The sequence below is a fragment of the Bacillus sp. FSL W8-0519 genome, assembly GCF_038005585.1.
Lineage (GTDB): Bacteria > Bacillota > Bacilli > Bacillales > Bacillaceae_G > Bacillus_A > Bacillus_A paranthracis.
Window position 1 is genome coordinate 2,785,010 of sequence record NZ_JBBOTL010000001.1, and the last position, 21,532, is coordinate 2,806,541.

A 21,532-nucleotide genomic window follows, 5' to 3' on the forward strand; every position below is an offset into this window, starting at 1 on the left:
CATTTTAATTTTCACAAAAAAGTGATAAAATGTAACCATGTGTTTTCAGAATAATTAAAAACGCAGAAAGAAAACACTGTTTTTTAGGAGGGGTTTTGATGACTTACACGTTAGCAACTAGAATGAAAGCATTCCAATCTTCTATATTTAGTGAATTAGGGGCCTATAAAAAAGAAAAAATTGCAGCAGGTCACAAAATGATCGATTTAAGTATCGGGAATCCTGATATGCCACCTGCTGATTTCGTAAGAGAAGAAATGGTACATACAGCAAATCAAAAAGAAAGCTATGGATACACATTAAGTGGTATTCAAGAATTTCACGAAGCTGTAACTGAATATTACAACAACACTCATAATGTTATATTAAATGCCGATAAAGAAGTTTTATTATTAATGGGGTCACAGGACGGACTCGTTCATTTACCTATGGTTTATGCGAATCCAGGAGATATTATATTAGTTCCTGACCCAGGATATACAGCTTATGAAACAGGAATTCAAATGGCTGGAGCAACATCTTACTACATGCCTTTAAAAAAAGAAAATGATTTCTTACCTAACTTAGAGCTAATTCCTGAAGAAATTGCAGATAAAGCGAAGATGATGATTTTAAACTTCCCAGGGAATCCGGTTCCAGCAATGGCTCATGAAGATTTCTTTAAAGAAGTAATCGCATTTGCGAAAAAGCATAACATTATTGTTGTCCATGATTTTGCTTATGCTGAATTTTATTTTGATGGTAATAAACCAATTAGCTTCCTTTCTGTGCCTGGTGCTAAAGAAGTTGGCGTAGAAATTAACTCTTTGTCAAAAAGTTATAGTTTAGCAGGTAGTCGTATTGGATATATGATTGGAAATGAAGAAATTGTCGGGGCACTTACACAATTTAAATCTAATACAGATTACGGAGTGTTTTTACCAATTCAAAAAGCGGCATGTGTTGCACTAAGAAATGGCGCTGCTTTTTGTGAGAAAAACCGCGGTATTTATCAAGAACGTAGAGATACTTTAGTTGATGGATTCCGAACATTTGGCTGGAATGTTGATAAACCAGCTGGCAGTATGTTCGTCTGGGCCGAAATTCCGAACGGCTGGACTTCTATAGATTTCGCATATGCATTAATGGATCGTGCGAATGTCGTTGTTACGCCAGGTCATGCATTTGGACCTCACGGAGAAGGCTTTGTACGCATTGCACTCGTTCAAGATAAAGCAGTGTTACAACAAGTTGTTGAAAACATTAGAAATAGTGGCATTTTTTCTCTTGAAAAAGCAGAAGAATTAGTTAAAAATTAATGATAACTCCCCTGCTTAACTATAAGCAGGGGTATTATTCATTGGAGGTACTTAAATGCATATTAAAGACACTCTTCCTCATCGTTATCCATTTTTAATGATTGATAAAGTAACAAATGTAAAACAAGGTGAATCCGTTACAGGATATAAACTCATTACAAATAACGAATGGTTTATAAATGATAGTCAAAAACATATGCCTCATATGTTAATTGTAGAAGCACTTGCTCAGCTTAGTGCATTTGTACATACAAGTGATTCTAACGGACTAGGCTTCCTTTCCTCGTTAGATGGGGTTACGTTCCATGAAAAAGCATATCCCGGTGATAAACTTAATTTGCATTATGAGTTAACTCGCAATCGCCGAGGTTTTGTTCTCGGTAAAGGTACCGCAACCGTTAATAATCAACCGATTGTAACGATAGAAAAGCTATTAATATATCAAGCAGAATAAAAATCATGTAATTCAACGGGGGTGTCTATCTCCTAAAAATTCGTTTCATCAACATGAACAGAGTAAATAAATTACTTAGTTAGGAGCAGACAAATGGAAAGTACTATTGGTATCGATGCTGGAGGCACATTAACGAAAATTGCTTATTTGGATGAACAAAGGCAATTAGCTTTTGAAAAATTTTATTCAAATGAACAAGATAAAATAATAGATTGGCTTAAGAAAAACACTGGTAAAAAGCAAATATGTATTACAGGTGGTAAAGCGAAAGAATTACAGCAACTACTTTCAAACTCATATAAAATAGTAGAACTAAATGAATTTGAAGCTACTCTTATAGGCGTCCGATACATTTTAAAAGAAGAGAAGTATGATATAAACAACTTTATTTTAACAAATATCGGTACAGGTACTTCTATTCATTACGTTTATAATGACCAATATATTCGAGCTGGCGGAACTGGTGTTGGCGGTGGTACTATCATGGGACTTTCAAAATTATTAACAAATCTAGATCATTTTGAAGATGTGATCCCTTTAACAAAAGTAGGAACTAGAAAAAAACTAGATATTACGGTTGGAGATATTTATGTTGGTATTCTCTCCCCTATTGATAATAGTTTAACTGCAAGCAATTTTGGTAAAGCCGCTACTATAGAATCAAATTATAATAATTCAGATATACTTGCTACTGTACAAGGACTTGTCGGTGAAGTCGTTACTGCATTAAGCCTTCAATTCGCCGAAACAAAAAACATTGACCATATTATTTATATTGGTTCAACTCTATGTAATAACATACACCTTCAAAATATTATTAGTAGCTACACAAAATATCAAAATAAAACACCTGTTTTTTTACAAGATGGTGGTAATAGCGGTGCGATTGGTGCTTTACTTTATGCTACGAATAAAAAAAGCTGACTTTTGTCAGCTTTTTGAAATGCGGATTTTATACGCTAAAACAGTCTCTACATGTGAGATTTTATCTTTGTTACTGTAAAAATCAACTAGTTCCCCAGCTAGAGGTGATTGTTGACGTAAAATTCGTTAGCTGTAGTAAAAAAACTATTTTCTTACCTTTTTTAATAAGATTTCAATAATTCATTTATAAATACACTAACTCAATTATCAATTTACTACAGCTTTTTTGCGTAATATACAGAAAGGAAGTTAAATTCTATATGTAATAATATTGGGAAAACAATTGATAGTGTGGAATCCGTAATCATACCATGTATTATTCCACCTAAAAATGCGAACAGCATAAATTTTATACTAGTCTGATTAAATTTGTAATATTGTAAGTGAGATACAGCAAATAGAAAGGAAGATATTAGAATTGGTAGCGTAACTGGTATGTAAGCTATTTCAAAATTAGAGAGGATTGGGAATGCGTTGTTAAGTATTGGTATAATCATCCCTCTAAAAATTACTTCTTCAAAAATAGGATACATAATTACAAAGTTTAAGATATTCTTTTTCCCAATTGGATTATATCCTGAGTATCGTGAAATGACAATATTCGTTATCAAAGCAATCAAGATTAATACAACAATTGATTCATAGTGAATTGGTAAACGGAATACATAATTATCTACATAAAAATAACTAATTATCGTCAGTATTGTCCCCCATATATAAATAATCTCATTTTCTATCTTGCGGTACAACGTTTTTCCAATAATAATGCCAACTGTAATATCAACAATTTTATATGAAAAAGCTAATAAAACAGCAAATACTAACGCAATAAAGTAGCTCATATCGACTCATTACCTCCTCTCAAAAAGAACTATTTCATTTCATGTATTTGATTTACCCCCATTACCATACATTTCTTTCATTCATTATAAAATTTTACCATATAGTGATGATTTTGAGAGGGAAAATTAGTTACATAGCATATAATGATTTCATAAAAACAAAGACTTCTCTATTGAGAAGTCTTTGTTTTTACACTGTATGATTACTATTCCCCCGCAAAACTTTCCTAAACTTTATATAACAAGCAATTCTCCACGGAATGATATACGATACTGCAACTACGTAAAATAATAAACCAACCGTTTGTTGATCTAAATCTACAATAAATTGTCTTGAACCATATCTTAAAACGACAAGTGCAATAAAAGTAATTAAAAAGACAGCACTTTTTTTCGTATAAATACTCCCATCATCTCTTCGTTCATAATTTGTTAATACTATAAGCGGCACAGAGAAAAGTACCCCAATGAATACCGCTATAACTACTTGTAATATAGCTGGATGTACTGGACCAAAAAACCATACAACACCTGGTGTTAAAAATAATAACGGCCATAAAATACGTTTTCCTGATCCCTTTATTGGCTTATGCATGGAGCGATAACGACGCCAGAATATTAATAGTGCAATGCCTAAAAAGACTGTAATGAGTGAAGATGTGTCTCCCATTTGCTATCCTTCTCTCTATAGTAATCTAATAATATTTCAAATCGTTTTTTCGAATGATACTTTACGAATAAATATACTACTAGTTATGATATAAAGGACAGTTAATCCAATTGAAATAACAGTAAAATACGGTATATTTACTAAAGATCCATCACTCGTAAATAATAAACTGGTTACCCCTGCTTCTCCATAAAGTACACTATTTGTTGATAAGAAAAGGGTCCCACCAATCATAAGACCGATCCACTGAAATCGTTGTTTAAAAACTACTACCACTTGAAAGAAACATGCTGTTGTAACATAAAATAAAAATTGCAAAATAAATTGTTGCACCGATTGCTCCCCAAAACTAACATTTACTAAATTATATTTTATATCTTGTAAAAGCATTATTTGAAGAAACGAAAACATTGCGGATTGCAAGATGATATAACAAATTGCTCCGATGAAATATTGAATTCTCGTTACACCAAATGAAACAGCTAAACGAAATAGCTCATCTTGAATGATGAAAACACTCCCTACTATAAACAACATAATTGCTATTGACGGGTTATTTATAATTTCGGGTAAATAACCAATGTTCACTCCATTTAAATGCGCAGCATTTAAAGCTCCTTTTATTAATAAGGCTACAATCCAAAATATTAAAATTGCTTTATAATGAAAATTAATATGTAACTTTAACTGCTTCATTAACATCGTCATTTCACTTCACCACCAGTTATATGAATAAATAATTTTTGCAATGTAATTCTATCAATTGCTAAACCTTCTTTTTCAAGAGAGTAATAATCTTCATTAGAAAGTTCTTCCCATATAACAGCAATACCCTTATTTCCATAAACTTCTCGATTTAATACTTTTTTATTGATCAAGAACTCGTCCACTTTATCCTTTTGCCCTGAAATAATCTGAACTTGTTGTAATAAATCTTCTACCAATGATTGAACAACTAATCTTCCTTCTTTTATGATTATCACATCTTCAATCACATGGGTTACTTCTTCTACTAAATGTGTTGATAATATAATTGTTCGTGGATACTCACCGTAATCTTCTAGTAGTAGACTATAAAATAATTCACGGTGTGCTGCGTCTAAACCTGTAGTTGGTTCATCAAAAATAGTAATTGGTGCTCTACTTGCTAACCCTTGAATAATGCCGACGACTGTTTGCATGCCGTGTGATAATTTATGATATTTCACTGTCATATTAAGCTGAAATTTATTAGCGAGTTCTTCAGCATACTTTCCATCCCAGTTTTTATAAAACATGCTGCACATCTTAAAAATTTCTTTTACTTTAAAACTTAACTGAGCTTCTTCTTTTACTCTAACAAAACAAATATTTTGCATCGCTTTACTATTCTCAAAAACATGTTCGCCAAATATTGATACGCTTCCACTACTTGAAGTAATTTGACCTGCAAGTAAATTTAATAGTGTCGTTTTTCCTGCTCCGTTTCTACCGAGCAAACCATATATTTTATGCTCTTCCAATGAAATCGTTACTTCATTTACTGCTACTTTCTTTTTGTATTTTTTCGTTATATCTTTCGTTTCAAGTGCAATCATCCCTCGTTCCCCCCCTTCGTAATTTTTTGAATCATATCCATCAATTCATCTTTGGATATTTCTAATACTTTCGCTTCTTCCCACACTTTAGGTAAATATTCGGTCATAAAAGTATTTTGTCTTTTTTTAAGTACAACTTCTTTCGCTCCCTTTGCAACAAACATCCCGATCCCTCTCTTTTTATATAAAATCCCTTCATCCACTAATACGTTTACCCCTTTAGCTGCAGTAGCTGGATTTATTTGTAACATCTTCGCAAATTGATTTGTTGATGGAACTTGTTCTTCTTCAAGTAATATGTCTTTTAAAATATCAGATTCAATCGTTTCTGCAATTTGCAAGTATATTAATTTATTTTGCTCCAGAGTAGGTTTCATAATTTCACCACCTTAGGTTCATAGGTTCATTACTTATGTAATTAACCATATCACATAAAAATGTATATTTCCATAAATTTCTTTTATAAAAAAAGAGAGTCATTCGTTTAAGAATGACTCTCTTTCTAAAATTTTGAAGTTTCAACTCTAATTTTTAAATTCTTTTCATTTATACCATTTTGACAAAAATTAAATTGTTGTCCCTTTATAGACTTTGTACGATCTACAACTTGCCCTAAATGATAACTTGTGTGCTCCACTAAATGTAATAAACTATGAAGGTCAATATGTCTTTTTTCTCCACATGCTTGTATATATTCTGTTCCCCATTCATCAAATACGTCTTCAACGTACTGTAGCAAAAGTTCAGTACGTTGTCGCTTTACTGGAAAATACTCCTCAATTCCCTTTTCAAAGACTATATTTGGATTTTTATAACGACTAGTATTTCTCTGTATATGTTCACAAATATGTAGTACGATTCCACCAATTGAATTCACAGAATCCCCTTGTTTCCATAAATCTTCTTCACTAACGAAGCTAATTGCCTGTATTAACTTAGGTAAATAATGATCTTGCATTCGATGATAAGTAATTTTATATACTAACTCCACCTATTTTCCTCCCATCATTTCAACTGCTGTACTGGATACTTTACAAATAAAGCATTCCTAAACTCTTTATCATTCATAAGCATTGTAATTTCTTCGTTATTTTCGTTAAGAAACTTTACTACTTTCTTTTTATCCCATAAATCATTTTCTTTTGGGAAATTATCAAACTTTTCATACAGGATTGATAGTATTTCTTCTCTTTTTATCGTGAAATTTTTATTTTCTACTTGCAACTCGTAACCTTTTGCATTTGGTACTAAAATCGCTAAATAAATAACGTTAAAGAGAAAATTCTTCTCCATCGTATCCTTACCATCAAACCAATACGTCTCAACCATGTCTTCTGTCAAAGTTCCATTTCCTTTTGTACCATAGTTCACCTTTATACTTTCATTCTCTAAACTTACACTTTGAAATGTTTCACCACCGGGTAAACGATTAACAATTGCAACCACATCTGAGTTATTCCCAACATATGTCCCAGCATATTGCTTAAAGTCACCAGGTTCAACATCAGATATTTCTTTTATTCTTTCTCCGCTAGAACAAGCAGTAATACATAAAAAAATTGTTAGCATAACAACTACATTACGATGCATATATTTCATTTAGCATCCCCCATTTTTATCGATATTTCGTTAATTACAATACACCTTCTCAAAACCCTTTAAAATATACGCATTTTAATCAAAATTAAAAATTTTCATTTTTTATGTTTACAATTATCCATTAATTGTATATACTTACTAACGTAAGAAAAATATTCTAAAAGGAGGTCGAAGGAAATGATGAAATTACAATTACATGCTTTAACTTTAGCGTTAACTGCACCTGTGTTTTCTGGACAATTAAATATGAATTCGACCACCCTAATGGAGAATTGAAAATCGTACATTATTTCGATTAATTCATAAATTCGCCACAGGAGGTCGTATGCTTTCCTGTGGCTTTTTCACGCCCTGCCATAGGAGAACTATATCTTCCTGTGGCTTTTTTGTGCGATTTTTTAGTCTCTTACATTATTTTTTAAAGAAAGGAGCAACATTCGATGACTATTAGCGTATTGTTTTTAAGTATTACGATTCAAAGAAATACAATTTCCAAACATGAAATTTTTCATAATGAGCAAATTGAAAAAGCTATGAATGATGTTAAGGAGCGCCAAGCACTTTATTGTGATCACATGTAATTCCTTTTCGAAAGGAGGAATTCATTTATGACTTTTCATATTTTCTTTTTTACGACTGTACTTCAGAAAAATACTTTATCTGAAGGTGAAATCATTCGTAAACAACAAATAAAACAACTGACTGATAAAATGACTGACATTAAAAGTTCATATTATACGCATATGTATTAAAAATATATTTTAAAGGAGCAATACCTTCATGAAATTTAAAGCATTCTTTTTAACTATCACCATTCAAAAACGTAAGCTTTCTCAAAGTGAGATTTTACGTGAGCAACACATTCAAACTATTATGGACGAAGTAAAAGAGCGTCAAGCTTCTTATTACAGCCGTCTTTTCTAATAAACTTATAAAGGGGTTTTATCTAATGAAATTTAAAGCATTCTTTTTAACTATCACTATTCAAAAACGTAAACTTTCACAGAAAGAGATTTTACGTGAGCAACACATTCAAACCATTATGGACGAAGTAAAAGAGCGTCAAGCTTCTTATTACAGCCGTCTTTTCTAAATCAATTATAAAGGGGTTTTATCTAATGAAATTTAAAGTATTCTTTTTAACGATTACCATTCAAAAAACTAAGTTCTCGGACAGTGAGGTATTGCATGACCATCAAATTAATAAAGCTATGGAAGATGTAAAAGAACGTCAAAGTCACTACTGTAGCCATCTATAATTCCTTTCGAAAGGAGGAATGTATCATGACGTTTCATCTTTTCTTCTTAACAATTACAATCCAGAAAGAAATCTTTTCTGAAGATGAATTAAAACAAGAGCAACAATACAAAAAGATTATGGACGAAATTCGAGATCGTAGAAGCAAATACTACACTCACCTATAATCCTTTAAAAATATAAAACTTGAAAGGAGTCGATTATGATGTTGATAGCACGTTGTAAGGAAATGATTTGGATAGTTCAGAGGGATTCCACATAGTTTATTGGGGGCTATATCATACAACTTTACCGTTTTATTTGATATGTAATAAATATATAATAAAATTGCATTCGTACACTTTTTAACATTGATTAATAAACAAAAGATACACCACTTAAAAAGTGGTGTATCTTTCTCAACATATACTATTTTCGATTACTTCGTTTCGTCTTAAACAGTCTCACTAAGTTCGATACAACTGTTTTCGTTACTGCGTACACTGGCACCGCCAAGATCATTCCAATAATTCCAGCAAAGTTACCTACCCCTAAAATTAAAATAATAATTGTTAACGGATGGATATTTAATTTTGAACTCATAATACGCGGTGAAATGATGTTACTTTCAAATTGTTGTACAATTGTTACGATAATAATTACGTACAACGCTTGCATCGGAGATACGAACAAACCTACAATAACAGCTGGTGCTGCACCGATAAATGGGCCTAAGTTAGGAATTATATTTGTAAATGCAGCTATAATTCCTAAAACAAAAGCGTACGGTAAATCGATAATTAAATAACCGATAAAAGTAAAAGCACCTACAAATATACAAACGAGCGCTTGCCCTTGAATATATGCAGATAATGTTTCGTTCGTTTCCTTAATGATACGAAGCCCTTCTTCACGGTATGACTCTGGTAATAAGCTTACTGCTTTTCCTGGAAACGCATGTCCATCTTTAAACATATAAAATAAAATGAACGGTACTGTAAAAATAACTAATGCGACGTTCGTTATGATACCAAATAAAGCCGTTGCACTCGACGTAATTGTGTTTGGTATATCCTTTAAGTATTCAATTGCATTTTTTTCAATTGTTTCAATGGAAACATAATTTTGTGTAGATAACCATTCAAACAATCTATGATGGGATAAATCTTGTATGTATAGTTTTCCCTCTTTTATATAGCCTGGCATATTTTTCACTAAATCCATTAGCTGTTGTGAGATCGTTGGAACAACTACCCCAACGCCAACCGCAGTTAATGTTATGATAAAAAGATATAACAGTAAAATCGCTAAATTTCTAGGTACTTTTTTCTCCTCTAAAAAGACTAACACCGGATTAAATATGAAGTATAAAAATAACGCGATTAAGATTGGGAAAAACAGCGTTGATATGAAGATACCAAACGGTTGAAATAGAAACGATATTTTTGTGCAAATAAATATGATCGCTACAACCATTAGCACTTCTAATGTCCAAAAGTGCACTTTCGATTTCAAAAAAACGTCCTCCTTTAAACTAGCACTTCTCTTCATTGTACCAAAATAAGTAACAATTTCACATAATATTTTCCTTTACAATATTCCAAAATACCAATAAATACACTACAATGAGATTACATACAAATTTGCAGGTAAAGGTGATAAAAATGACACAATGCATCATTTGCAGAAAAGATACGAAAGAACTTAGTGAACAATATGTCATCCCAGAAATATTATGTGGATATTATTTCACAAACTCAATTTGTGATACTTGTTATGAACAAATGACAACAAATATTGATCGCCCCTTAATTCGGCATAAATTAAGTCAGTTTAAGATTGAACATATGAAAAAACAGATTGACTCCCCGCTCTATACGAATGAGCATGGTGAGGAACTTGCGGCCGCTGAGACAGATGTTGTTGAAGTAAGTGACGAAATACTTTATTCCAATGCATTAATTATGAAACTATGTAAAAAGCACGATATTTCACTACATAACGAAATCTGGAAAGAAGAACGTGTAACGAAAGTAGCTAGCTCTATTCAACGGGAATTACTTTTAGATAACCGTAAGTATAAAATGAGTGTATTAAAAATGGCTTATACTTTCGCTGTACAAGCAGTCGATGGCTATTTTGAAGATCCAGATGCGATTGATATTTCTAGCATCCTATCGAATGCCGACTTCATGGAATTAAAAGAAAAGAGCATTGTTCGCGATTTAAGCAAAAGTTCATTATGGAATACATTAAATACAAATAGTGAAAACCATTACTTTATTTTATTAAGTGATAAAGATGGTCTGTTCTGTTTCATCCGTCTATTTGATATTTTTGACGTTGTCGTTCATTTATCCGAAAAGAGATATGAACTTCCATCACCAATAGTCGGTGTAAATGATGTAAATAAGCAAAAATTTTACGTTCAAACTTTAAAACAGTATATGGACGGGCTCTTTAAAGAAAAGTCACCTTCTATTTAATTAGAAACAGAACATACGGTCTCCTTTCTTGATGAAAAGACACTGTGTTATAATAAGTATGAAAAGAACAATACAATCACATAAACCAATTATAAATTGTATATAAATAAAAAAGACTAGTGTGCGGCTACACACTAGTCCACGTAACTTAGCAGATTGGATTGTTCATTTATCCTATTTGTTTCTTACAAACAAAACAACCCACATTCTATTGGCATAGGTGGGTTGTTATTTTTTGAGCTTGTCTATTAAAACGACGACGAATGTTAACAATGCAACGAGAAACAGTCCACCTTGCAGTAACAACGCTATTTCACTCACTTATTATCACCCCCCTCCTACTTGGAGAAGTGATAATTGAACAACCAACCGTACCTTAAGTTACTATTTAATTTTACCATATTTTCTGATAGTTTACGATGAAAACCCGCAAGTGATTTACTTGCGGGTTTTTTCTCACTATTTTTTTAATGCATATGCATCAGCTATCATTTCACCAACAATTTTATTTTCTTGTTTCTTATCTTCTTTCAATAAAGGAAATAACAGTTCTGCCACTTCATATGCCTCTTCTAAATGAGGATATCCCGATAATACAAACGTATCAATTCCTAACGCTTCATATTCTTTTATTCTATCTGCTACTGTATGCGGATCTCCAACAAGCGCAGTACCTGCACCACCTCTTACAAGCCCGATGCCAGCCCATAAATTAGGACTTATCTCTAACGACTCCCGTGTACCTTTATTTAAATGGGTCATTCGCTTTTGACCAACTGAATCATATCTTGCAAATGTCTTTTGAGCAAGTTCAATTGTCTCATTATCTACATATTGAATTAAACGTTCTGCCTCTTCCCACGCTTCTTCTTCTGTTTCTCTTACAATTACGTGTAACCTGATGCCAAATCGCACTGAACGTCCCTTCTCTTCTGCCAGTTTTCTTACTTCCTCTATTTTCTCCTTCACTTGCTCTGGTGGCTCGCCCCACGTTAAATATACATCACTATGTTCTGCTGCAACTTCCTTTCCAGCAGCGGATGATCCTCCAAAATATATAGGAGGGTATGGCGTTTGCACTGGCGGGAACACAACTTTACTTTCCGTAACTTTAATATGTTTTCCTTCTAAAGAAAATGTTTCACCTTGCAATGTCGATTTCCAAACTTTTAAAAACTCATCAGCTGCTTCATATCTTTCATCATGCTCAAGATACAATCCATCTCCTTGTAATTCAACTGGATCTCCTCCAGCGACTACATTAATAAGTAACCTCCCGTCTGAAATTCTATCAAATGTAGATGCCATCCTTGCTGCAACTGTCGGTGACATTAGTCCCGGTCTAACTGCTACTAAAAATTTTAGCTTTTCTGTCTCAGCTGCAAGTGCCGATGCTAATACCCATGGATCTTCACAACCTTGGCCAGTTGGAAGTAACACACCTGTATATCCTAAATAATCAGCTGCCTGTGCAACTTGTTTATAATAACCATACTCAGCTGCTCTTCCTCGTTTTGTCGTTCCTAAATATCGTCCATCTCCATACGCCGGAATAAACCATAATAATTCCATACCTTTACACACCCCTTATTTATTTTGAAACGTACACTAAACTACTCTATATAAATTACCCCTAATAATTTATATGTTAATTTCCTATCTCGCCTTTAAAGTTATCTCGCCATCTTAAAAACTTCACTTCTAGTAAACGTACGAGTGAATCCGAAAACTTCCCAACAAATGCAAAGATAATAATACCGACAAATACAATATCTGTATTTGAAAATTGCCTTGCATCCATAATCATATAGCCAATACCTTCTGTAGATCCCATAAGTTCTGCTACTACTAAACTCACCCATGCTACTCCTAATGATAATCTTGCCCCAAGTAATAGGTTTGGCAATGCTGCCGGTAAAATTAGTTTTGTAATTAATTTTCTTTTACTAAACTCTAACACTCTCGCAACATCAAATAACTTTGAATCTACACCTCGTATTCCTAGAAACGCGTTTACGTATAAAGGAAAAAATGCACCATCTGCAATTAATAACACTTTTGATGTTTCCCCAAAACCGAACCATAATACGAAAAGCGGTGCAACAGCTAAGTGAGGCACAGTTCTTAACATTTGTACTGACGGATCTAAATATTGCTCACTTCTCGTTGAAAATCCAACAATTGTTCCTAAAATAATTCCTAAACTCCCGCCAATAAAGAAACCAGCCGCAGCCCTGAATACACTAATACTTACATGACCGAATAACTCTCCTGTTTTTATAAGTTCTTGAAAAGCTAAAAATATATCTAGCGGCGTTGGTAAAACTGTTTTAGAAACTAGACCGAATACGCCGGCCAATTGCCAAATTATTAATATAATAATCGGTATAGTAATTGCCCTTATCAAAAATTTGATATTCGTCTTCTGTACTTTCTTTACATTGTTTTTCTCAATCGTTATACTCGCCCTTTTAATAACCGCTTTCGTATTCTCCAATTTATACAACCTCTTTTCACTTCGCCTTTAACGCTTTTTCTACGAAAGAATTATCTACAACTTTATCTGTCTTAATTTCTTTCTTTATAGAACCAAGCTTATATTGAAAATCTGCTGTCTGTTGCTGTTCTGCAACTATTTCTTTCGTTACCGGAACTAAGATGGGTTTGTCGTGATTAAACACTTCTTTTACAATATCTGCATCTATTTTCTTTGCAGAAGTGTATATTTTTATTGCTTCATCCAAGTTTTCATCTTGCCATACACGTGCTTTTTCATATACTTTAAGGAATTTCTCCACTAATTCTGGATGCTCTTTCGCAAATTTTGTTCTCGCAATTAAAAACTCTGGAGAAGATACATTTAATTGTTCACCATCTGTAATCACCTTCGCTCCTTTATTTACCGTATGTAACGATATGAAAGGATCCCAAATTGCCCATGCATCTACTGATCCTGATTCAAATGCTGGCTGCGCTTCATCTGGTTGCAGTTGAATAACATTTACATCTTTCGCATTGATACCTTCTTTATCAAGCACTCGATACAATAAATTAAATGCGCTACTTCCTTTTGCTACTGCGATTTTTTTACCTTTTAAATCTTTTACACTCGTAATCTTGCTATCTTTTTGTACAAGAATCCCTGTTCCTTTTCTCGCATAACTTGTATTAGCAATTTCGGTAAATTCAATACCTGCTGCTTGCGCGGAAATAACTGGAGAATTGCCAACTTCACCAAAGTCTAATCGATTTGATGCGATTGCCTCAAAATAAGGAGGTCCACTTTGGAACTCTGTCCATTTCACCTTAACTCCTTCTTTTTTAAACTCCTCTTCAAACCATCCCTTTTTCTGCGCGAGTAATAGTGGACTTAACCCTTGCTGAATACCAATTTGTACTGTTACATCTTCCTTCTTACTACTTGCTGTACTTTTCTCACATCCGAATAAAAATAAAGAAATAGCTAATGCAAAAGAAAGAACTTTAAATTTTTTATACATAAATACTCACCCTCTCCCTATAAACTTGTTTGAATCAATCCTCCATACTCAAACTGCTGTAATACTTTCTTTCGAATTTCTTGGAATGACTCCGAAGTTTTACTACGCGGATAAGGTAAATTATTTTCAATTACTTTATGTATTTTTCCAGGCTTTGCACTCATGATGACAATTCTGTTTGAAAGATATATTGCTTCGTCTATATCATGTGTAACGAATATCATTGTCGTCTTTTTTTGTTCCCAAATGTTGAGCAGTACTTCTTGCAAATGACTTCGGGTAAATGCATCCAATGCTCCAAATGGTTCATCAAGTAATAATACATTAGGATCTCTTAGCAACGCTCTTGCAATCGCAACACGTTGTGACATCCCGCCTGATATTTCTTTCGGATATGATTTTTCAAAACCGTCTAACCGAACAATTTTAACCCATTCCTTTACCTTATCCTTCACATACTTATCTTTTAATGACAAATCAGCTGCAATGTTTTCTTCAACTGTTAACCACGGAAACAGACGATGCTCTTGAAATATAAATCCTTGCTTCTTACTCGGTTTTGTTATACGCTCCCCATCAATAATGATTTCACCTTCAAAATCGTTGTCTAAACCTGCAATAATTTTTAATAATGTACTTTTTCCACAACCACTCGGACCAATTACTGTAACAAAATCCCCTTTTTTTAATTGAAAATTAATATTCTCTAATACTTGAACAGTACCAGTTTGCTTCGAAAAATATTTTGATACCTCATTAATTGAAACAGTCACTTCTTCCCCTCCTTGAAATGATTCATCTAAATGAATAGATTCAGTATTTATGTAATAAAAAAACCAAAGGCATTTTATCAATAGATAAAATGCCTTTGGTTTCTCCAATCAGCAATACGTAATAGAATTAAGTACATATTATACAAATATTTCCGATAAGTCAACTAGGTTTTATTAAAAAATACATATGATTCGTTTAAATACCCTTATTGTTATTTATATAAAAATTATTTTTTATGTTCCTTAATCCACTGTAACCAATAAGAAAACTCACATGCCAAATGCATTTGATGCGATTCAATAAGACTATTAGGACAAAGTGCCGGAAACTCTACAACTAGACTTACTTCTATACCAGTATCTGTATCTTTGAATTGATGTCGAACTCCACCAATAGTAGTACCGTCTTTCATACGTGCAACACCTGTTGATTGGTATTGATAAGACTTATCTCTAGGTGTCTTTAATCCTGTTTCGTCACCAAAAACAATAAAAAATTGAACTGGAAATGGAGAATTACCAGTAGTTTCGATAACCTCCAATTCATTTTCCCCAAAGGGTCTTAGTACGTAGTGATCTGGACAGGCTGATAAATTCACTTGATTATTTTCATCTGATTGTTCAAGCATAAAACTATCAATTCCATTTATCGCCTCTTCTGCTGTAATCCCATCTAAATAAATATTTGTTTTTGAAAATTTTCGTCTATCACCAGATAAAGCAGTACAAATACGCATACCCATTTCACTTAATTTAAGTTTAGATTTTAACTTATCATACATTTCATTGTATGAATAATTTAATTTTAGTTCTGTTAGTTTTTTTATCATAACGTCTGTATCATTTAATTCTGGCTCTTTATGTCCTAATGTATTGAAAACTTTTTTCATACGTTCTTTTTTCCACTTTGTAAGTTGTTCATTCGAAATATTGTTTCCATCAATCATGATCTTCATATACATTCTCCTTCTCTTTGATCATATCGTAGTGTATTTAATACTAAATTAACCATTTCTCGCTTCATGTCTAGATTCAAATTCACCTCTGAATGAGCAATACTGCTAAGACCGTATAAAATAAATCCTGATGCTAATAATGAGTTATCAATATTAAAAATCCCAGTTTTCACCCCTTCTTCGATTACTTGTCGAATTAATGGCTGCATTCGCGTAAATAATTTCTGTTCCAGTTGAAAATGTTGTTCCGTCTGAAACGAACTCACATTTTTATAAGGCGCTAATTTTTCGATAAATGTCCAAAATATATTTAGAGAATCTTTCAGCTTTTGCATGACAGACCGTTCATTAGAAACAAGTATTTCTTCAATTAACTCCATATTTTTCACAATAAAATCATTTAATACTTCATCAACAAAATTCTCTTTAGACTTGAAGTAATAATAAAATAAGCCCGTTGCTACACCAGCATGATTCACAACATCTTTTATGCCAAATCCTTTCATACCATTTTTCATATATAGTTCAAAACCAATATCCATCAACTCTTGCCTTCTAACATCTGGTTCTTTCGATATTCTTTTCATATGTTATCTCCTATTATGTTTTTTCTGCGACTGAATATAATTCAATCATAAACGACTGAACTGTATTCAGTCAATATTAATTTCCACAAAAAAAGAGTAATCCCAAGAAATATACATCTAACCTTAGACTTATCAAAAAAGTTAGATTATATAACTTGAGACTACTCAATTTCATTAAACACGTATTCTATTTTCAAATCGATTACAATTTAGTTTAACCTCACTCTTTCTGTCTCTACAATCATTTGAGGAAGCGTCTTTTGAATTATTTCCTCTAATACATTAAGAGCTTCATTCACATAACCATCCTCAAACTCCTCTAAAGACTCAGGTAACTCATCCTCATCTAAAATAAAATATTCTCCACTTGGAAGTACCAAAATATCAATAATTAAGTCTTCAAATGACACTAGTTCATCTGTTATTTGCGTATTTTTTACAACATTAAAATAAGAGCCTAAATACGTTCCATTCTTATCTCTCCATATGTATAAATTGTACGGACGATCTTCCCAATAGTATGCAATGGTGTAACTTCCTTTTGGGATTGTTAAACTCGCAAGATGTGCAGTCATTGTAAATGAATACTGAACCTCATGAAATAGCACGATACTTTGCAACTGCTTTTCAAGTAATAAACAAGTGTGTTCTACTGTTGTCGAGTCATATCTTATTTTTCTTTCTATAATTTCACTTTTTGGTGTTAGTAATTTATTCATTCTTTGTTTCCCCTTATGCTATTTCTAGCTTTATTATATCCATTTATATAGTGATAAAGAAGTGTTTGGTCTCCAAATACACAATAAAAACTCCCTCTTATTTTAGAAGGAGTTTTTCACTGTCCATGTTTCATATTTTTTTACTTCTAATGGAAGCTCATTTGTTTTCAGCCACTCTACTGCACTACATACAAGCGGAGATGAATTGTCTTCTGTAATGCTTTCTATAGAAACCCATCTCGCTCCTAAAGAATCTTGACCTTCAAATTGTTTTGGTACTATGATTTTCCCTGCACTCTTTTCAACTTCATACAAAACTGCAATATGGTGTACATGTGTATAATCTTTAAACTTTGAAGGGTATTGAAAATCAACCGTTCCTACTTGCTTTATAACCTTTACTTCTAATCCAGTTTCTTCTTTACATTCCCTATGGAGTGCCGCTAACAGCGACTCCTCTTCATATAAGCTCCCACCAGGTAGATCATATCTATTCTTATATGGACCTTTTGATTTATCGATTACTAATATATTATTATTTTCGATACAAATACCGTACACACCAAACGCACGATGAAAATTAATAGCATTACCCATGTTTTAATTTCTCGGTAACTGCATCATAAAATTTCCGTTCCTCATCAACATTTAAGTGAACACGACTTACTGTTTTAGAAAATCCATATAACAATTGTGCTTTTATTGGCTCTTTAAGTATTATTTCAAATGTTGGAGGTTCCTTTATAAATTCCATCACCGTTGCGTCAAGAAGCTCTTTCTCTTTTTTTAAAAGTTCTCCTTTATAAAACGTAATCTTATCAATTTGTGTAAACGGTATAATGATTTTCTTCCCTAATCCAATTTGAATAATTACCTGTTCTTCCGTAACAATAATTGGATTTTTACGCATTGCTTGTATTTCAGCTAAAAAATAAAACATTGCATATACGTTTAAAATAAGTAACACCCATGCTACAACTGGATTCCATTGATGAAACAAATAATGAAAACCGATACTTTCTATTAAAGTCGCATGGATGATCATAATATATACACCTATTGCACCAGTCTTTTTGTGATATGAGTATACGCATTCACCTTCTGGCACTTTTTCACGCCACGATAAAAATGCATAATAGATTAACTTACACTCTGTTACAATGATATCTACTAATTTATTTCTTTTCATAGTGGTGTCAAACGCTGCATCAATTGCATAAGAAAATGAAGAATACTCACTTTTATATTCTTTATATTTTTTTCTTATTGTAGGAAGCATTCTAACAATTTTATATAGAAGGAATAACTCAAAACATACAAAAGCAATTTCCCCTGCAACTATAATATAAGAAACGTATGAAAAAGCTTGTAAATAGTCGCTTGGAATAATAAATCTTGCAAATATATAACCAGCTATTACAACAGGAAATATATACGTTAACGAGTACCTTTTTCGAATAATAAAGAAATACGTAATGATTGGAATTACAAACATACAATCTAATATTGACCCAAGGACAACTTCTTTCGGAGCAGCTGGTACAATCGGAAGAGCATATAATAAATAGTTTGATAACAAGATTAAAGATACGAGTCCAATCCATATACCTTTTCGCCTTCGCGAAAGTGTGACACTCATATGTTCACTCCTCTATTTAAAAACCTCATTTAAATGATCTTTATAAAATGAAATAGCACGTTCAAATTCTTTCACTTCTTCTACTTTTACGACTGTTTCAAGTAATAATTTCATCGCGGATTCATGATCGTTTACGTTATATTTCGCTAATGACAAAAATACTTTCATCACATCATTATTTGGAAACTGCTGTAATCCTGTTTCTAAAACAGTAATTGCTTTGTCATACTCACCTATACAACGATATGTACTACCAAGGCCGATATAAGCTCCGCAAAGTGACTCACCTTCAAGACCGTTTGCAATTGCCTGTTCATAATACGGCATAGCTTCTGTTTCCAGCCCCATTACATCATGTATCCAAGCACATTGATAAAGTACTTCTGCATCCCTCGTAAAATTCGTTAATCCAATGAGTATCTCTTTAGACTGCGCATATTTCTTTTCTTTCCGGAGTTTAATAGCTTGCTTTAATAAATGTTCCATAGAATTCACTCCTCACCAATTATTCTATGTATCCATATTGAATGGTTAACGTTTGTATCAAAGCAAAAAGTTTCGCTTACCAATATATACTATGCGGATTCACTCTTATCCAAATACTTGAAATTATGAAGCAGTAACGCGATTACATAGTACCTCTAACCTTTTGACAATTTCTTTCGCTGTTTCATCTTTTCCATTACATAACTGCCCTTTACCGTCTTGTCCAATTACGTAGTGCATTGCTCCGCGCGAATATAAAGAATGTGGTGAATTTGCAATCATTACACTCGCCTTCGCTTCTTCCATTCTATTTTTCGCTCTTTCAAACAATTCTTCTTTATTTACGTCACTTTCAAGTTTAAAGCCAACGAGTACAGTTTCTGGATCCCACTCTTTTATTTGTTTTAATACTTTCGGTGCCTTTTGAAAATGTATAATTGGTGCTATATCACTTGAGATTTTTCCATTCATATCAAGAACATTACCCTCTTGATCACAAATCTTGTCCACAATCCAATCAGATCCAGCCGCTGCCATAATAACCGCATCGACTTTTTCATGCGTAATGATACTTTTCATTTTATCTTGTAAATCAACAATTCCTTCAAATGGATGTAATTCTAATTGATTGTTTATATCATTCGGTTTCTCCGCAAAATAACCATGTAAATATATAACATGGGCCCCTTTACTTATAAGCTCTTCGGCGATTATTCTTCCAATTGTTCCTTTTGCCATATTTGTATGGCCGCGTACTTGATCCCATTTTTCTAAACAACCACCGCTTGTAATTAATACCTTTTTCCCCTTCATCGTAACCATCCCTTACTAATTTTTCTTACGAAACCATTCTGTTCCAAAGTCAACTATATCACGTTGTTTCATAAGACGGCACTTTGCGTTTCCTATTTTCCCCATTGTTACGGTTCCTTTTTGCTCAAACTCTACACCAATTTCTACAAATTTGTCAGAATCGTAATCCATATCAACAAATTCTTTCCATACTCTTTCACCATTTTCTATAATAGGTGCCCCTACTTTTATTAACTCACATGCACCAGAACGTACTTCTGATAAATGTACAGAAGTATTCGAATCATATCCAACACCAATTAATAATATGTATCCGTCTAGATCGTATATTTTTCTTAATGGAGATTCTTCTCCTAAACTCATCGATAGTGACTGATTTACTGTTATTTCTTCTGCATGTCTTCCCCATGCAGCAAAGCTTCCTAATGGATGGTTACTACGTACTACATTCGGATATGTACGAAAACATTCAACTACTTTTCCCATTGCCCTTGTTGGTGTTATATGTGGCTCAAATGCTGGAACGTTATCCCGAATAATTTGCCACCATTCTTCAGGTACAGGTGGTCTTGACCAATGTTTCGGATCAGATAAATCCGAAGACTGAGTTGGCATAATAATCGTTCCCTCTTCTGTAATAACCTCCATTAACGCCTCTACTACTGCAACTGCTCCGCCTGATACCCAGCCAATGGAACTTAACGAAGAATGTACAATAACTGTCATTCCTTTTTCTAATCCTAATTTTCTTAAATCATTTGTAATTGTTTTGATTGTATTTGGCAATTGCGTACTTGCCACTATGTCATTCATTTTCACTATTGTTCCCCCATTTGTTTTAAACTACTACATACATATATTATCATATTTTTCTTAATTTTTAACTTAATCATTTTATCTATGCAAAAAATGAAGGCGTTACATCAAAAACATAAAAACACTATATACAAACAAAGAGCTCACCAAAAATGA

31 protein-coding genes are annotated in these 21,532 nt (G+C 32.9%); 10 read left to right on the top strand and 21 right to left on the bottom strand.

Features of this window, described 5'->3' with window-relative positions; genetic code table 11:
* Positions 1-98: 98 nt before the first annotated feature.
* From NST14_RS14655 to coaW, 3 genes are all read left to right on the top strand, one after another.
* A complete protein-coding gene (locus NST14_RS14655) occupies positions 99-1,298 on the top strand; it encodes an LL-diaminopimelate aminotransferase (protein WP_000222674.1) in 1,200 nt (399 codons plus the stop codon).
* 55 nt (positions 1,299-1,353) lie between these two features.
* A complete protein-coding gene (locus NST14_RS14660; RefSeq protein ID WP_000547657.1) occupies positions 1,354-1,752 on the top strand; it encodes a 3-hydroxyacyl-ACP dehydratase FabZ family protein in 399 nt (132 codons plus the stop codon).
* Between the two features lie 93 nt (positions 1,753-1,845).
* Entirely contained in the window at positions 1,846-2,676 is an 831-nt protein-coding gene (gene coaW / locus NST14_RS14665) for a type II pantothenate kinase (RefSeq protein WP_098487199.1), read from the top strand.
* A gap of 215 nt (positions 2,677-2,891) precedes the next feature.
* On the opposite strand, the gene NST14_RS14670 is transcribed toward coaW, so the two are convergent.
* The 7 genes from NST14_RS14670 to NST14_RS14700 all read right to left on the bottom strand — a co-directional run bounded on the left by NST14_RS14670 (position 2,892) and on the right by NST14_RS14700 (position 7,364).
* Positions 2,892-3,518: a CPBP family intramembrane glutamic endopeptidase gene (locus tag NST14_RS14670; RefSeq protein WP_048557959.1), complete on the bottom strand. Its 627-nt coding sequence runs from the start codon at positions 3,516-3,518 to the stop codon at positions 2,892-2,894.
* Between the two features lie 190 nt (positions 3,519-3,708).
* Positions 3,709-4,188, bottom strand: coding sequence for a CcdC family protein (locus NST14_RS14675; RefSeq protein ID WP_073535816.1), 480 nt, complete (start codon positions 4,186-4,188; stop codon positions 3,709-3,711).
* Between the two features lie 36 nt (positions 4,189-4,224).
* Positions 4,225-4,896 carry a DUF4052 family protein gene (locus NST14_RS14680; RefSeq protein WP_000178194.1) on the bottom strand — a complete coding sequence of 224 codons (672 nt, stop codon included), beginning with the start codon at positions 4,894-4,896 and terminating at the stop codon, positions 4,225-4,227.
* Positions 4,893-5,765 carry an ABC transporter ATP-binding protein gene (locus NST14_RS14685; protein WP_000560908.1) on the bottom strand — a complete coding sequence of 291 codons (873 nt, stop codon included), beginning with the start codon at positions 5,763-5,765 and terminating at the stop codon, positions 4,893-4,895. The genes NST14_RS14680 and NST14_RS14685 overlap by 4 nt, the downstream gene beginning before the upstream one ends.
* On the bottom strand, positions 5,762-6,142 hold the full coding sequence (locus NST14_RS14690; RefSeq protein ID WP_000805196.1) for a GntR family transcriptional regulator: 381 nt from the start codon (positions 6,140-6,142) through the stop codon (positions 5,762-5,764). The genes NST14_RS14685 and NST14_RS14690 overlap by 4 nt, the downstream gene beginning before the upstream one ends.
* A 125-nt stretch (positions 6,143-6,267) precedes the next feature.
* Positions 6,268-6,756 carry a DinB family protein gene (locus tag NST14_RS14695; RefSeq protein WP_000424651.1) on the bottom strand — a complete coding sequence of 163 codons (489 nt, stop codon included), beginning with the start codon at positions 6,754-6,756 and terminating at the stop codon, positions 6,268-6,270.
* A gap of 14 nt (positions 6,757-6,770) precedes the next feature.
* On the bottom strand, positions 6,771-7,364 hold the full coding sequence (locus NST14_RS14700; RefSeq protein ID WP_229142772.1) for a DUF4825 domain-containing protein: 594 nt from the start codon (positions 7,362-7,364) through the stop codon (positions 6,771-6,773).
* Between the two features lie 440 nt (positions 7,365-7,804).
* Between NST14_RS14700 and NST14_RS14705 the strand changes: the two genes are divergently transcribed.
* Genes NST14_RS14705 through NST14_RS14730 form a run of 6 tightly spaced genes read left to right on the top strand, consistent with a single transcriptional unit; the run spans position 7,805 to position 8,789 of the window.
* The gene (locus NST14_RS14705) at positions 7,805-7,945 is read left to right on the top strand and encodes a YrzI family small protein (protein WP_000156198.1); all 141 of its coding nucleotides are present in this window, start codon (positions 7,805-7,807) and stop codon (positions 7,943-7,945) included.
* A 27-nt stretch (positions 7,946-7,972) separates the two neighbouring features.
* Complete coding sequence (locus tag NST14_RS14710) at positions 7,973-8,116, top strand: YrzI family small protein (RefSeq protein WP_000142725.1); 144 nt, start codon at positions 7,973-7,975, stop codon at positions 8,114-8,116.
* Between the two features lie 28 nt (positions 8,117-8,144).
* Positions 8,145-8,288: a YrzI family small protein gene (locus tag NST14_RS14715; RefSeq protein ID WP_000668983.1), complete on the top strand. Its 144-nt coding sequence runs from the start codon at positions 8,145-8,147 to the stop codon at positions 8,286-8,288.
* A 25-nt stretch (positions 8,289-8,313) separates the two neighbouring features.
* Positions 8,314-8,457: a YrzI family small protein gene (locus tag NST14_RS14720; RefSeq protein ID WP_000668966.1), complete on the top strand. Its 144-nt coding sequence runs from the start codon at positions 8,314-8,316 to the stop codon at positions 8,455-8,457.
* A gap of 25 nt (positions 8,458-8,482) precedes the next feature.
* Positions 8,483-8,623, top strand: coding sequence for a YrzI family small protein (locus tag NST14_RS14725; protein ID WP_000669815.1), 141 nt, complete (start codon positions 8,483-8,485; stop codon positions 8,621-8,623).
* A 25-nt stretch (positions 8,624-8,648) separates the two neighbouring features.
* Positions 8,649-8,789 carry a YrzI family small protein gene (locus NST14_RS14730; RefSeq protein WP_000142740.1) on the top strand — a complete coding sequence of 47 codons (141 nt, stop codon included), beginning with the start codon at positions 8,649-8,651 and terminating at the stop codon, positions 8,787-8,789.
* 241 nt (positions 8,790-9,030) lie between these two features.
* On the opposite strand, the gene NST14_RS14735 is transcribed toward NST14_RS14730, so the two are convergent.
* The gene (locus NST14_RS14735; protein ID WP_048557962.1) at positions 9,031-10,116 is read right to left on the bottom strand and encodes an AI-2E family transporter; all 1,086 of its coding nucleotides are present in this window, start codon (positions 10,114-10,116) and stop codon (positions 9,031-9,033) included.
* A gap of 149 nt (positions 10,117-10,265) precedes the next feature.
* Here NST14_RS14735 and NST14_RS14740 point away from each other — a divergent pair, with 149 nt between their 5' ends.
* Positions 10,266-11,087 (top strand): HNH endonuclease, encoded by an 822-nt coding sequence (locus tag NST14_RS14740; protein WP_000189721.1) that lies wholly within the window; start codon positions 10,266-10,268, stop codon positions 11,085-11,087.
* A gap of 228 nt (positions 11,088-11,315) precedes the next feature.
* Here the strand turns inward: NST14_RS14740 and NST14_RS14745 are convergent, their stop codons facing one another.
* The 13 genes from NST14_RS14745 to aacC form a co-directional block, all read right to left on the bottom strand.
* Positions 11,316-11,408, bottom strand: a complete 93-nt coding sequence (locus tag NST14_RS14745) for a putative holin-like toxin (protein WP_001289320.1) — start codon at positions 11,406-11,408, stop codon at positions 11,316-11,318.
* Positions 11,409-11,546: 138 nt separating this feature from the next.
* Entirely contained in the window at positions 11,547-12,659 is a 1,113-nt protein-coding gene (gene ssuD, locus NST14_RS14750; protein ID WP_000422271.1) for an FMNH2-dependent alkanesulfonate monooxygenase, read from the bottom strand.
* 76 nt (positions 12,660-12,735) lie between these two features.
* Positions 12,736-13,584 carry an ABC transporter permease gene (locus NST14_RS14755; protein ID WP_000432113.1) on the bottom strand — a complete coding sequence of 283 codons (849 nt, stop codon included), beginning with the start codon at positions 13,582-13,584 and terminating at the stop codon, positions 12,736-12,738.
* Between the two features lie 16 nt (positions 13,585-13,600).
* The gene (locus tag NST14_RS14760) at positions 13,601-14,587 is read right to left on the bottom strand and encodes an aliphatic sulfonate ABC transporter substrate-binding protein (RefSeq protein ID WP_000276922.1); all 987 of its coding nucleotides are present in this window, start codon (positions 14,585-14,587) and stop codon (positions 13,601-13,603) included.
* A gap of 17 nt (positions 14,588-14,604) precedes the next feature.
* Entirely contained in the window at positions 14,605-15,360 is a 756-nt protein-coding gene (locus NST14_RS14765; protein ID WP_000218629.1) for an ABC transporter ATP-binding protein, read from the bottom strand.
* A 227-nt stretch (positions 15,361-15,587) separates the two neighbouring features.
* Positions 15,588-16,316, bottom strand: coding sequence for a hypothetical protein (locus NST14_RS14770; protein WP_000699947.1), 729 nt, complete (start codon positions 16,314-16,316; stop codon positions 15,588-15,590).
* The gene (locus NST14_RS14775; RefSeq protein WP_000822635.1) at positions 16,313-16,903 is read right to left on the bottom strand and encodes a TetR/AcrR family transcriptional regulator; all 591 of its coding nucleotides are present in this window, start codon (positions 16,901-16,903) and stop codon (positions 16,313-16,315) included. Before NST14_RS14775 ends, NST14_RS14770 begins: the two co-directional genes overlap by 4 nt.
* Positions 16,904-17,112: 209 nt before the next feature.
* On the bottom strand, positions 17,113-17,622 hold the full coding sequence (locus tag NST14_RS14780) for a DUF402 domain-containing protein (protein WP_001037865.1): 510 nt from the start codon (positions 17,620-17,622) through the stop codon (positions 17,113-17,115).
* A gap of 102 nt (positions 17,623-17,724) precedes the next feature.
* Positions 17,725-18,219, bottom strand: coding sequence for an NUDIX hydrolase (locus tag NST14_RS14785; RefSeq protein WP_000525962.1), 495 nt, complete (start codon positions 18,217-18,219; stop codon positions 17,725-17,727).
* Positions 18,212-19,261, bottom strand: a complete 1,050-nt coding sequence (locus NST14_RS14790; protein ID WP_000117469.1) for a hypothetical protein — start codon at positions 19,259-19,261, stop codon at positions 18,212-18,214. The genes NST14_RS14785 and NST14_RS14790 overlap by 8 nt, the downstream gene beginning before the upstream one ends.
* Before the next feature lie 12 nt (positions 19,262-19,273).
* A complete protein-coding gene (locus tag NST14_RS14795) occupies positions 19,274-19,747 on the bottom strand; it encodes a tetratricopeptide repeat protein (RefSeq protein WP_061536289.1) in 474 nt (157 codons plus the stop codon).
* A 123-nt stretch (positions 19,748-19,870) separates the two neighbouring features.
* A complete protein-coding gene (locus NST14_RS14800) occupies positions 19,871-20,560 on the bottom strand; it encodes a phosphopantothenoylcysteine decarboxylase domain-containing protein (RefSeq protein ID WP_000676710.1) in 690 nt (229 codons plus the stop codon).
* Positions 20,561-20,575: 15 nt separating this feature from the next.
* On the bottom strand, positions 20,576-21,373 hold the full coding sequence (aacC, locus tag NST14_RS14805; protein WP_130776749.1) for a BA2930 family N-acetyltransferase: 798 nt from the start codon (positions 21,371-21,373) through the stop codon (positions 20,576-20,578).
* Between the last annotated feature and the right edge of the window lie 159 nt (positions 21,374-21,532).